We start from the raw sequence: 11,352 nt of genomic DNA on the forward strand, positions 1-11,352 counted from the left end.
ACCGTGGCGTGTGGTCACGCGCGGTCGTCATGGCATCAGCCGATGGCGGTGCGCTTCGTCTTCTCGGGATCGTCGAACGGCAGCAGCGCGGCGGTCGCGCGCGTCTCGATGCTGCCCTTCACGACGAGCGGCGCGCCAGCGTGGGCATGTTCGACGTCGAGGCGGGCGATCGCGAGCGAGCGCCCCGTCAGCCGCGAGACCATCGCGCACGTGATCACGCCGACCTGTTTGCCGTCGCGCCATAGCGTGTCGGCAGCCTGCGCGGCCTTCGTGGCCTCGAGCTCGACGCCGAAGATCCGGAACCGCTCCTTGCCAGCCAGCCGGACATGCTCGGCAGCGCCGCAGAATTCGGTCTTGCCGGGCGACACCGTGAAATCGAGGCCGAGCTCCCACAGCGTGTCGCCTGCGCGTTCGTCGGCAAACGGGTACATCTCGGAGTTGTCGTACGGGTAGAACAGCAGGGAGCTCTCGACGCGCAGCCAGTCGAGCGCGGTGAACGCGCATGGGACGATGCCCATCGCCCGGCCTTTCTCGAGGATCGCGTCCCAGATCAGCGGCGCGTCGGCGGCCTTGCAGAAGATCTCGTAGCCGCGCTCGCCGGTGTAGCCGGTACGCGAGATCATCACCGGCCGCCCGAACAGGCGCGTCTGAATGTGGTGGAAGTAAGGCAGGTTGCGGATGTCCGGCACGTATTCGGCGAGGAAATCGACCGCGACGGGCCCTTGCAGCGACAGGTCGTGCAGGTCGTCGTCGAACAGCACGGCGACCTGCCGGCCGTACGCGGAGCGCACGAGGCGCTCGTACCCCGCGCCCGCGCCGTGGACGACCATGAACGCGTTGGGGCCCGTCCGGTAGACGATGCAGTCGTCGATGAACTTGCCGCGCTCGTCGAGCATCGTCGCGTACACCGACTTGCCCGGATACAGCTTGCCGATGTCGCGCGTCGTCGCCCAGTTCAGCAGGCTTTCGGCGTGCGGGCCGACGTAGTGCACCTTCTTCAGCCCCGATACGTCCATCAGGCCGGCGCGGGTGCGAATGGCCTCGTGGTGGTCGGCGAGGTCGGTCGAATAGGTCCATGCGGTGCCCATGCCGTTCCAGTCCTCGAGATTCGAGCCGAGTGCGCGATGCCGGTCCGCCAGGGCGGAGATGCGCCAGGAGTTCGCCATCTTGAATGCTCCATACGAAAGTGAAGGTCGATCACGAAAAAAGCGCCGGGTCAGGCGTCGACGTCGAACTGGCTGAGCCACTCGACGAGCGTGTGCCGGTAGCGGGACATGCCCTTGTATTCGGCGATCGGCTCGGGCAGGTCGCGCAGCACGCGGTGCAGCCGGCGCGCCCAGACCGGATTGCCGACGAGGTCGGCCATGCTGCAGAGGTAGGTGCGGATGCCGAACATCAGCGCGTTGCTGCGCGGCAGCCGCGCCATCAATTGCAGCTCGACGCGCAGATGCACAGCCTCGCCGACGTTGTCGGGCGTCACGCGCCCGCGGTCCGCGCCCCACAGGTGATAGGTTTCGGGCGACGTGTCGAGGCGCGGATGGATGGTCAGCGTCCAGTTCAGGCGGCGCACGGGTTGCCCGACCTGCACGGCGAGCAGGTATTTCAGCGCGCGGTCGAATACGCCCGCCTGGTGCGCGAGCGGCACCGGCGCATGCCATTGCCTGAAGCTCATCCCGGCATCGAATGCGAGCGACCAGTCGGCCGGGCCCGTGACGACGCCGGCGTCCATGTACAGGTCGCCGTCGCGCTGGTCGAGCAGCGCGATGTCGCCTTGCGTCTGCCGCATGATGTATTCCAGCGGGCCGTACGGCAGCGTGCGCGCGTCGCCGAACACGAAGGTCTGTTCGAGGTCGAGCGCGCGGTTTTGCCATCGCCAGCGATCGTCGTCGCGCTCGAGCGCGAACCACTCCGGATAGTCGTGCGCCAGATGCGTCATGACCAACTCCAGCGTGTCCCACGACGCGGTCTCCATGTGCGGCATCACGATCGCACGGCGCGGCTCGGCGTCGAGCACGCGCGCACGTTCGGCGATCTCGGAACGGTAGTGCTCGTCGATGTCGAAGCAGTGCGCGTAGACCGAGCCGGGATCGCGCGGCGTCGCGGGTTCGAGGTTGACCGAATACATGTACCGGTCCTCGGCGAACGGAAACGGAAAGCGCGCGATCGCCGCCGGGCTGTTGCGGAACGAGAAGTCGTCGCGATACGTCTGCGCGGGCTTGATGAATACGCTCATGACACGGGTCTCACAGGTCGAGGGTCAATGCGCCGCCGCACGCGCGCGACACGCAGGGCATCAGATGGGTCGCGCGCGCGTCGGCGTCGAGGAACGCGTCGCGATGCTCGACCGCGCCGTCGAGATAGCGCGTCGCGCACTGGCCGCATGCGCCGCCGCGGCACAGATTGGGCACGTCGATGCCGGCCGATTCGAGTGCCTCCAGCAGGCTCTGGTCGGCACCGACCGCGATGCGGCGGCCGCTGCGCCGCAGCTCGGCCGTGAACGGCTGGCCCGGCGCCGGCGCCACGAAGGCTTCCCAGTGCACGCGGCCGGCAGGCCAGCCGAGCGCGGCGGCCGCGTCGCGCACCGCGCGCAGCAGGCGTTCGGGGCCACACACATAGACGTGCGTGCCAAGCGGCTGCCTCTCGAGCATCGCGATCGCATCGAAGCGGGCCTGCACGCCGTCATAGCCGTGAAAGCGCGCGCCGAGCCGCGCGTCGAGTGCCGCGCGATAGGCATCCGTCTGGCCCATGCGGTACGCATAGTGCAACTCGAGGCTCGCTTGCCGGCGTTCCAGCTCCGCGAGATGCGCGATGAACGGCGTGATGCCGATGCCGCCCGCGACGAGAACGTGATGGCGCGCAGTGGCGTTCAATGCGAACAGGTTCGCCGGAGCAGTGATGCGCAAGCGCGCGCCGGGGTCCAGACGGTCGTGCACGAATGCGGAGCCACCGCGTGACGACGCCTGCCGCCGGACCGCGATCCGATAGACATTCCGTTCGGCCGGATCGCCCGCCAGCGAGTAGGCGTTGCGATAGGTGCGGGCGCCATCGTTCAGCACGACCTGCACGTGGCTGCCGGACGAGAAGACCGGAAGGGCGCCGTCGACCGCCGTCAGCGCCAGTTCGCGCACGACGGGCGTGAGCATGCGGGCCTCGGCCACGCGAACGTCGAGCAGGCTCATGCTTGGTCTCCCGCGTAGGGCCGGTCGGCATCCGCGCAGACGCCGAGATAGGCGCCGAGCCGCGCGGAGAAATGCTGGCGGACACTCAGGCGGACATCGCATGACGGGCAGGTGACCTCGTCGCGTGCATCGTGCCCGTCATGCGCATGCGAGGTCCCGCAATGCACGCAGTACACGGTGCGCCGCATGCCGGACACGGTCGCGACCACCTCGTCCGGCCGCATGCCGGCCGCCTGCGCGACGCGCCGGATCTGCCACACGAACGCCTCGTCGCCACACACATACAGACGCACGCCGACGGCGCTTTCATTCAGCCTGCGGCATACGTCGTCCTCGAGCGCGTCGAGTGATGCGTGGAACACGGTCGGCAGGCCGGTTGCCTGCAGATTGCCGAGCGTGACGAGCAGCGCGGCGCCCGGCAGCCCGGCGAGGCCATCGACGAGCGCACGCACCGCGTCGAGCGCCTTGCCTTGCGCGACCACGATATGCGAGCGGGCGACGGAGCAGGGCTGCAACGGCGCGTATTGCGGTAGGCTCGGCGGCACGAACGGCGTGTGCGCCGCTTGTGGTTCGCGCGTTCGGCTACTGGTTGCGAGCGGTTCAATTGAGTGCATCGATCGACTCCCAAAATGGGGCGTTTGCATCACGAATGGGCGTACGCCCGGCGACAGTCGCTGCGTCATGTTGCGTTCCTGCTGTTCAACATAGTTTCTTGCCAGTAATTGCCGTTCAATCCTGAAGAGGAGGTATGACCTAAGAGGTAGCGCACACGAAAGCGCCGAGAGGCATGGAACTTGCGTCGTATTTCGATCCTGGTTTGCCTGCACCGAACGATCGTGACTCCCGACGACAGCCTGACCGACAGATGCATGCCGCCCTCGGGCGGCGCGTCGTTGCCGACGCGCTTTCGCGATGCGCTGCTCGCGTTGCTGACTGGATGCGTCACCGGTGCGCCGCGCCACGCTGTGTTTCATGCGTTCTATACGGGGCTCGCGCGCGAACTGCCGGACGCACGCGTCGTGCTCGCGCTCGATGGCGCCGCGGGCTACGAATCCACGCCGGACACGCTGGTGCGATGCACGCAGGGGCATCGCTGCAAGCTCAGGCACGCGGCAAGCGACGGTGCGTGCGAGCTGTGTCCGGACTGCGTTGGGACCGGCCACGGGCGCGCGGTGCGTGCGATCGGCGACGCGGTGCTGGTGCTGGACATCGCATTGCCGGCCGAGCCGACGCTGCTAGCGGACCTCGACGTCATCGCGGGCACGATCCGCGCGGCGCTGACGCGTCGCGAGCCGGCCGATGCGCACGGGCCAGACTCCGCGAACCCGTCGGAGGCATTGACACGCGAGTTGCACGACTCGGTCGCGCAGCAGCTGGGCTTCATGTCGTTTCTGGTGGCTCGCCTGCAGCAGCAGGACGTCACCGGCAATCCGCTGCTGACCGAACTGCGCACGATGACGACGCGCCTGCAGCGCCAGGTGCGCGAGCTCATCACCAGCGCGCGGCTCACGCTCGACGGACGCTCGCTGCAGCAGGCGCTGGCCGATTCGGTCGCGGAGTTCTCGCGCCGGTGCGATGTCGTGTTCGAGCTCGACAATCGCGTGCCCGACCTGCGGGTCGATCCGCGCATCGCGCTGCATATCCTGCAAATCGTGCGCGAGGCGCTGTCGAACGTCGTGCGTCATGCGCAGGCGGGGCATGCGTGGATCGCGCTACGGACCGACCGCGAAGGTTTGCAGGTCTCCGTCGTCGACGACGGAATCGGGCTCGGCGAGGGAGCGACCGACGTGAATCACTATGGCCTCGACATCCTGCGCGAACGCGCGGCGGCGATCGGCGGGCGCATCGCGATCGAGCGCGGCGCGTTCGGCGGGACGAGCGTGGCGCTGTTCGTGCCGGAAGGCGCGATATTCGGAGAAACGATCTGATGGAACCGACGACGCTGCTGTTGATCGACGACCACCCGCTGTTTCGCCGCGGCGTGGCCGAATTTTTCAGTGCGACCGGGGAATTTCGCGTGGTCGGCGAATCGTCGAACGGCGCACAGGGGATTTCGCTCGTGGGCATGCTGCGGCCTGAGCTGGTGCTGATCGACCTGCACATGCCGGGGCTCGGCGGGCTCCAGGTGCTCGACGGCCTCAGGCGCAAGGAAGCCGATTGCGTGAAGGTGCTGCTGACGGCATCGATGGATCGCGAGGAGCTGCGCGCGGCGGTGCGGCTCGGCGCCGACGGCTACGTGCTGAAGGATTCGGAGCCGCAAGCGCTGCTCGCCTACGTGCGCAGTTGCATGCGGGGGCTCGTGGTGCTCGACGACGAGCTCGCCGACGAAGACGGCGTCGCGGTGGCGCATGCCGACGCACGGCCGGCCGACCTGACCGCACGCGAAACGCAGACGCTGACGCTCATCGCCGACGGCATGAGCAACAAGCAGATCGCGCGCGTGCTCGGCATCAGCGAGGGCACGGTGAAGGTCTACGTGAAGAACCTGCTGCGGAAACTGGACGCGCGAACGCGGCTCGAGCTGGCGGCATCGGTGCACCGGCGCGCGATCGGCGCGTCGAACCGCGAACGGGCGGCGTGATGACCGACGACACGCTCGTGACGCACCGATTGGGCAGCGCGTTCGACGCGGACGATTGCCCGCTCGCGCTGCTGAAGCTCGACGGCGCGGGACGGATCGCCGCCTTCAACGTCGCGTGGACCGACGCGATGGAAAGGCCCGCGGCCGGCCGGTGCTTCATCGACTACGTGCATCCGGAAGACCGGGACATCTGGATCGGCATGCTGCAGCGTTCGTTGGCGATCTCGCGCGGCGGGGTCCGCGAGCGTCTGCGCTGCGTGCGCCCGGATGGCGAACTGCGCTGGTTCGAGGTTTCGTTGAAAAGAAATGCCGACGGATCATCCGTCGCGCTGTCCGACGTGACGCTCGACCGGCGGCGCGAGACGGCGACGCAGGCTCACCTGAGAAGCGTCGAGGGGCTGGTCGACAGCATTCCCGGCCTCGTCTACCGTGGCCGCAACAACCGGCTGTGGACGATGGAGTACGTGAGTGCCGGATGCGAGGGATTGACCGGCTATCCGCGACAGTGGTTTCTCGACGGGCACGCGCATGCGTTCGGGCAACTCATCGTGCCCGACGATACCGATTACGTGTGGATGGGCGTTCAGCAGGCGTTGGCGGTGCGCGGCGTATTCGATCTGCAGTATCGGATCCGGTGCGCCGACGGACGGATCAAGCCGGTGTGGGAAACCGGCGTCGGGATCTATTCGGCAAGCGGCGAGGTGCTGGGTGTCGAGGGCGCGATCTTCGAAGCGCGGCCTGGCGATCGACCTGGCGTCTGAGTCGGCCGCACGCTCGCGCGGCGGGCGGCGGGCGGCGGGCGGCGTCGCGCGCGGAATGCCTGAGAGAAAACGCGACGCCCGGCCGCGAATCGGGCGTCGCTTCAAGCTGCGCGCGACCGCGATCGCGCTTACGGCGCGATCCAGTGCGTCGCGATGACGACCGCCACGCCGAGCAGCAGCGTCAGGTACGGCAGGTAGCCCGCCTTGCGCGGCTGTTCGCCGCCGGACAGCGCCATGTCGTCCAGCATCTGGTCCGGGAAGCGGCCCTTGTCGGTCACGTAGTGCCGCCAGACGAACACCGGCAGGATCAGCGCGGCGAACACGAGGCCCGAGACCAGCGTGCCCTTGCCCCAAACATCGGCGCCGAATCCCATCAGCGCGAGGTTGACGAACGACAGCAGCGCGCCGAGCGCGAGCAGCCAGCGCGGCGCCCGGAACGGGCGTGTCCAGTTCGCCCGGTCGAGGCGGTGGATCCAGGCCGCGTTCAGGTTGAGGAAGTTGAAGATGATGTACCCGACGTTCGACATCGCGAGCACGACGGTGTAGTCGGACATCAGCAGCAGAAACAGGTTGAAGCCGAGATCGGTCCACATCGCGCGGGTCGGCGCGCCGTTCTCGTTCACGTGCGACAGGTATTTCGGCAGCCAGCCGTCGACCGATGCCTGGTACAGCGTGCGCGACGATCCGGCCATCGACGTCATGATCGCGAGCACCAGCGCGAACACCAGCATCGGTTTCAGGATGTACTCGCCCCAGTTGCCGACGTGGACGATCTGCGTCATCGCTTCGGCGACGCCCATGCCGCTGAAGATGCCCGGCGACAGCACGCCGTCGTACACCGCGGCCTGCGTGACGTTGCCGGCCGCATCCTTCACTTCGGGCGTGACGAGCTGGCCGAGGCCCAGCGCGCCCTGGAACGCGAGCGGGACCATCGTGAAGAACACGAGGCACAGCAGGCCGGAATAGACGATGGCCTTCACCGTGTCGCGGCGCGGATCGCGAAACTCGCGCGTGTAGCAGACTGCCGTCTCGAAGCCGTAGGTCGACCAGGCGGCGATGAAGAGGCCGCCCGCCATCAGCTGCAGGCCCGCAAGATTCCACGTGCCGTCGATCACGCGGCCGGCTGCGTCCTTCGCGAGCGGGTAGAGCGGCAGCAAGTGCGACTTGGGCAGGTCGCCGCTCAGGATCGGATACAGGCCGACGAGCAGCAACGGCAGCAGCGCGGCGATCGCGAGAATCATCTGGAGCTTCGCGGCCTGCAGGATCCCGCGATGCTGGACCGCGAAGGTGGTGAGCAGGATGATCGCGCCGATCACGAAGGTTGCGTTGATACGCAGCGACAGGCCGCTCGCGAGCCAGCCGAGATCGAACAGCGTGATCTGCCAGGTGTTGATCGCGGCCGTCGCCGGGAACAGCATGTTCAGCACGTAGCCCGCGCCCATGCCCGAGCCGATCGCAAGCACCGGCGACCACGCGAACCAGTTGCACCACACGGATAGCGGGGCGAGCAGCTTGCTGTACCGCACCCACGCGATCGCGCCGTAGACCGATGCACCGCCCGACTTGTGCGGAAAGAGTCCTGCAATCTCCGCGTAAGAAAACGCCTGGACGAAACCGAACATGATCGAGATCATCCATACGATCCACGATGGCTTGCCGACGGTGGCCGCGATGGAGCCGATCGAGAAGAGCACGAGCGCGGGCACGCCGCTCGCGACCCAGAAGGCGCCGGTCCAGCTGATCTTGCGCTGAAGTCCGGCCGTATCGGCATGCGCGGCGGGGAAATCCGCCTGTGCGCTGTCAGGGAGGGAACTCATCGGGATCTCCGTCAAGTCGGGTTGAGTACGATGCGATCAACGATCGTCGGCCAATAACGCGCCAGCAACTCTCATGAAGAGGTACTCCTTCGGAGAGAGAGTCGGCAGGACGCAGCGACGGAGGCGAGATGTCAGCGCGCGATGCGGCGCATGCGCGGACCTTGCACATGTGCAGACGAAGCGGCGCGCGCTTGGTTTGGTCGACGAAGAAAATGAATCGAGGAGCGTGGCGGGTGATGCATGGCGCGCGAGCCTGCGAAACGTTCGTCGCCTACGCGCCATCACATGTTCGGATAATTCGGCCCGCCACCGCCTTCCGGCGTGACCCACACGATGTTCTGCGTCGGGTCCTTGATGCCGCAGGTCTTGCAGTGCACGCAGTTCTGCGCGTTGATCTGCAAGCGGTCTTCGTTGCAGTCGTCGCGCGCAGCCATCTGGCGGGCCGGCCGACGCTCGACTGGCGCGCGCTTGCTGGCGAGCTGCCGCTGATCCGCTACACGGCGCGGTCGGTGATCGGCCAGCAGGTGGAGCGCTTCGCGCGTCACCTCGGCATCGACAGTCCGAGACGCTTCGAATTCGATGCGACGGACCCGCTGCTGAGTCTCGTGACCGCGCGCCTCGGCTTTGCGATCTCGACACCGCTGTGTCTGTGGCAGGCGCGCCATTACCTCGGCGAGATCGCCGTGATCCCGTTGCCGTCCGGGCGGCTCGGCCGGCGGGATTTCTTCCTGTTGCACCGGCAGGGCGAGTGGGAAGACTTCGTCGGCGAGATCGTCGCGCTGACGCGAACCGTGGTCGAGCGCTCGATCCGGCCCGCGCTCGCGCGCAGCCCGCCGCAACTGCCTGACGACGCATTGCTTTGATTCAAATGGAGCCCTGAGTGAGCGACTTCAATACGCTGCAATGCGGTGACGCGCCGCTGATGATCTCGATTCCGCACCTCGGCACGGAGATTCCCGAATCGCTGCGCGACATGTATCGCGACGACGCACTGACGCTCGCCGATACCGACTGGCATCCCACTCGTTCGACTACGACGCGGTGCGCGCAGCCGCCGCTGCGCCGGATGATCGACGGCGCGCTGGACGCGCTCGCGTCGCTGCCGGCAGCAGCATAAGCATGACTGATAGATCTTCGTAACCGCGGTTCCCGTTTCAGTGCGACGCTGCACCGCATTCGGCACGGAACCGCACCGTCGACAGGCAGGCACCACGCATGACACCGCTGAACAACCGGCCCGACTCCGCCACAAGTGTTTATCTATGGGAATCTTTGATTCCTGCAGATAAACATGGCACGAAGTTTGCGTTATCTGTGGCGACGCTGCGCTCATTCTTCGGCGGTCTGTCCGTAGACGAAGATCGACAGGAACTGGATCGGCGTCTTGATCAGGCGTTCGGGGCCGTGCGGGATATCGGCGCGGAACGTCAGCGTGTCGCCCGGATGCAGCACGTAGGTTTGCTGGCCGTGCCGGTACTCGATCACGCCTTTGAGCATGTGGATGAACTCGGTGCCGGGATGTTCGAACACGGGAAAGCGCTCGGCTTCGTCCTCCATCGTGATCAGGAACGGTTCGAAGAGCTTGCGCGGCCCCTGGTCGTAGGCGAGCAGATGGTAGGTGTGGCCGCTCTTCGTGCCCTTGCGGACGACCTCCATGCCGGCGCCTTTCTTCACGAGCTGGGCGCCGCCTTGCGGGACGTCGAAGTTGCGGAACAGCGTCGAGATGGATACGCCGAGCGCCTGCGCGATCCGGTGGAGCACGTCGAGACCGGTTGACGTCTGCGCGTTCTCGATCTTCGAGAGCATGCCGCGGCTGATGCCGGCCTGTTGCGCGACCTGCGCGATGGTCAGGCCGTGGTGCTGGCGAAGCTCGCGGATCGTCGCGCCGAGGTAGCGTTCGAGCGGTGTCTTGCTGTCGTCTGCGGGGTGCATCGTCGACCTCGTAAAAGGGCAAGGGTAGCAGATTGCAGTGCGCACACCGGCATGGCGGGACGCGCCGGTGCGCGGGCAACGAGTTTCATGACAGGAATTATTGTTGCACGTTAATAAATTCCGCCATGTACTGCGGACACGGTCGCAGCTCACCCCGGGCTGTGCGTGCCGATGAATCGCAGCCGGGTCCCTCGCGCGTCGAGCGGATTTCTCAAACCAGCAAACGATGCAGTTGCAAGGAGTGACGATGAACCTGAACGATGCGAGCAAGTTGCCGGTCAACGCGCTCGGAAGCGTGCCGCGCTTCGCCTCCGCGGCGGAGGCGCAGGCGTATCTCACGCAGCAGGGCGTGAAGTACGTGCTCGCGCAATTCGTCGACATCCACGGTGTGGCCAAGGCGAAGTCGGTGCCGGTCGCCCACCTGGAGAGCGTGTTGACGGCAGGCGCGGGCTTTGCCGGCTTTGCGATCTGGGGTGTCGGCATCGAGCCGAACGGGCCCGACTACATGGCGGTCGGCGAACTCGCGACGTTGACGCCGGTGCCCTGGCAACCGGGGCTCGCGCGGATCGTCTGCGACGGCCACGTGGGCGGCGCGCCGTGGGCCTTCGATTCGCGCGTGACGCTGAAGAAGCAGGTCGCGCGCATGACGGAGCGCGGCTGGACGCTCTTTACCGGCCTCGAACCCGAGTTCTCGCTGCTCAAGCGCTCGGCGTCCGGCACGCTCGAGCCGTGCGACCCGAGCGACACGCTCGCGAAGCCGTGCTACGACTACAAGGGCCTGTCGCGCACGCGCGTGTTCCTGGAAAAGCTCACCGAATCGCTGCGCGCGGTCGGCATCGACGTCTACCAGATCGACCACGAGGATGCGAACGGGCAGTTCGAGATCAACTACACGTACACCGATTGCCTGACGTCGTGCGATCACTACGTGTTCTTCAAAATGGCCGCGTCGGAGATCGCGAACGAACTCGGGATGATCTGCTCGTTCATGCCGAAGCCGTTCGCGAACCGCCCGGGCAACGGCATGCACATGCACATGTCGATCGGCGACGGCAAGCGCAACCTGTTCGCCGACGACGCCG

11 protein-coding genes and 2 pseudogenes are annotated in these 11,352 nt (G+C 66.8%); 6 read left to right on the forward strand and 7 right to left on the reverse strand.

Features of this window, described 5'->3' with window-relative positions; all coding sequences use genetic code 11:
- Positions 1-35: 35 nt before the first annotated feature.
- Genes DID96_RS23755 through DID96_RS23770 form a run of 4 tightly spaced genes read right to left on the reverse strand, consistent with a single transcriptional unit; the run spans position 36 to position 3,793 of the window.
- Positions 36-1,166, reverse strand: a complete 1,131-nt coding sequence (locus tag DID96_RS23755) for an aminomethyltransferase family protein (RefSeq protein WP_124601700.1) — start codon at positions 1,164-1,166, stop codon at positions 36-38.
- A gap of 50 nt (positions 1,167-1,216) precedes the next feature.
- Complete coding sequence (locus tag DID96_RS23760; RefSeq protein ID WP_124601701.1) at positions 1,217-2,233, reverse strand: DUF3445 domain-containing protein; 1,017 nt, start codon at positions 2,231-2,233, stop codon at positions 1,217-1,219.
- A 10-nt stretch (positions 2,234-2,243) separates the two neighbouring features.
- Positions 2,244-3,179 (reverse strand): PDR/VanB family oxidoreductase, encoded by a 936-nt coding sequence (locus DID96_RS23765; RefSeq protein ID WP_124601702.1) that lies wholly within the window; start codon positions 3,177-3,179, stop codon positions 2,244-2,246.
- On the reverse strand, positions 3,176-3,793 hold the full coding sequence (locus DID96_RS23770; RefSeq protein ID WP_124601703.1) for a dimethylamine monooxygenase subunit DmmA family protein: 618 nt from the start codon (positions 3,791-3,793) through the stop codon (positions 3,176-3,178). Before DID96_RS23770 ends, DID96_RS23765 begins: the two co-directional genes overlap by 4 nt.
- A gap of 222 nt (positions 3,794-4,015) precedes the next feature.
- Between DID96_RS23770 and DID96_RS23775 the strand changes: the two genes are divergently transcribed.
- From DID96_RS23775 to DID96_RS23785, 3 genes are read left to right on the forward strand one after another with little or no spacing between them, the layout of a single operon-like run.
- Positions 4,016-5,107 carry an ATP-binding protein gene (locus tag DID96_RS23775; protein ID WP_221624604.1) on the forward strand — a complete coding sequence of 364 codons (1,092 nt, stop codon included), beginning with the start codon at positions 4,016-4,018 and terminating at the stop codon, positions 5,105-5,107.
- Positions 5,107-5,760: a response regulator gene (locus DID96_RS23780; protein WP_124601704.1), complete on the forward strand. Its 654-nt coding sequence runs from the start codon at positions 5,107-5,109 to the stop codon at positions 5,758-5,760. Before DID96_RS23775 ends, DID96_RS23780 begins: the two co-directional genes overlap by 1 nt.
- The gene (locus DID96_RS23785) at positions 5,760-6,521 is read left to right on the forward strand and encodes a PAS domain-containing protein (RefSeq protein ID WP_124601705.1); all 762 of its coding nucleotides are present in this window, start codon (positions 5,760-5,762) and stop codon (positions 6,519-6,521) included. The genes DID96_RS23780 and DID96_RS23785 overlap by 1 nt, the downstream gene beginning before the upstream one ends.
- 128 nt (positions 6,522-6,649) lie before the next feature.
- Here the strand turns inward: DID96_RS23785 and DID96_RS23790 are convergent, their stop codons facing one another.
- Together DID96_RS23790 and DID96_RS23795 are read right to left on the reverse strand one after the other, a co-directional pair.
- Positions 6,650-8,338 carry an APC family permease gene (locus DID96_RS23790; RefSeq protein WP_185732341.1) on the reverse strand — a complete coding sequence of 563 codons (1,689 nt, stop codon included), beginning with the start codon at positions 8,336-8,338 and terminating at the stop codon, positions 6,650-6,652.
- A 281-nt stretch (positions 8,339-8,619) separates the two neighbouring features.
- Positions 8,620-8,751 (reverse strand): annotated as a pseudogene (locus DID96_RS23795) (4Fe-4S dicluster domain-containing protein); the annotation flags it as partial.
- On the opposite strand from DID96_RS23795, the gene DID96_RS23800 reads away from it, so the two are divergent.
- The gene (locus tag DID96_RS23800) at positions 8,710-9,201 is read left to right on the forward strand and encodes a LysR family transcriptional regulator substrate-binding protein (RefSeq protein WP_260463994.1); all 492 of its coding nucleotides are present in this window, start codon (positions 8,710-8,712) and stop codon (positions 9,199-9,201) included. The pseudogene DID96_RS23795 and the gene DID96_RS23800 sit on opposite strands and share 42 nt — an antisense overlap.
- A 17-nt stretch (positions 9,202-9,218) precedes the next feature.
- Positions 9,219-9,455 carry a hypothetical protein gene (locus DID96_RS39425; protein WP_311767766.1) on the forward strand — a complete coding sequence of 79 codons (237 nt, stop codon included), beginning with the start codon at positions 9,219-9,221 and terminating at the stop codon, positions 9,453-9,455.
- A 212-nt stretch (positions 9,456-9,667) separates the two neighbouring features.
- Here the strand turns inward: DID96_RS39425 and DID96_RS23810 are convergent, their stop codons facing one another.
- Positions 9,668-10,270: a helix-turn-helix domain-containing protein gene (locus DID96_RS23810; protein ID WP_124601706.1), complete on the reverse strand. Its 603-nt coding sequence runs from the start codon at positions 10,268-10,270 to the stop codon at positions 9,668-9,670.
- Positions 10,271-10,517: 247 nt separating this feature from the next.
- On the opposite strand from DID96_RS23810, the pseudogene DID96_RS23815 reads away from it, so the two are divergent.
- Positions 10,518-11,352, forward strand: a pseudogene (locus DID96_RS23815) (type III glutamate--ammonia ligase); the annotation flags it as partial.

Origin of the sequence: Burkholderia sp. Bp8963 (assembly GCF_003854275.1) — a bacterium.
In the GTDB taxonomy this organism is placed as follows: Bacteria; Pseudomonadota; Gammaproteobacteria; order Burkholderiales; family Burkholderiaceae; genus Burkholderia.

Excerpts from the sequence above, each read along its gene's own strand:
- DID96_RS23765 (WP_124601702.1), bottom strand. The coding sequence starts at position 3,179 with ATGAGCCTGCTCGACGTTCGCGTGGCCGAGGCCCGCATGCTCACGCCC.
- DID96_RS23810 (WP_124601706.1), bottom strand. The coding sequence starts at position 10,270 with ATGCACCCCGCAGACGACAGCAAGACACCGCTCGAACGCTACCTCGGC.
- DID96_RS23790 (WP_185732341.1), bottom strand. The coding sequence starts at position 8,338 with ATGAGTTCCCTCCCTGACAGCGCACAGGCGGATTTCCCCGCCGCGCAT.
- DID96_RS23770 (WP_124601703.1), bottom strand. The coding sequence starts at position 3,793 with ATGCACTCAATTGAACCGCTCGCAACCAGTAGCCGAACGCGCGAACCA.
- DID96_RS23755 (WP_124601700.1), bottom strand. The coding sequence starts at position 1,166 with ATGGCGAACTCCTGGCGCATCTCCGCCCTGGCGGACCGGCATCGCGCA.
- DID96_RS23780 (WP_124601704.1), top strand. The coding sequence starts at position 5,107 with ATGGAACCGACGACGCTGCTGTTGATCGACGACCACCCGCTGTTTCGC.
- DID96_RS23760 (WP_124601701.1), bottom strand. The coding sequence starts at position 2,233 with ATGAGCGTATTCATCAAGCCCGCGCAGACGTATCGCGACGACTTCTCG.
- DID96_RS23785 (WP_124601705.1), top strand. The coding sequence starts at position 5,760 with ATGACCGACGACACGCTCGTGACGCACCGATTGGGCAGCGCGTTCGAC.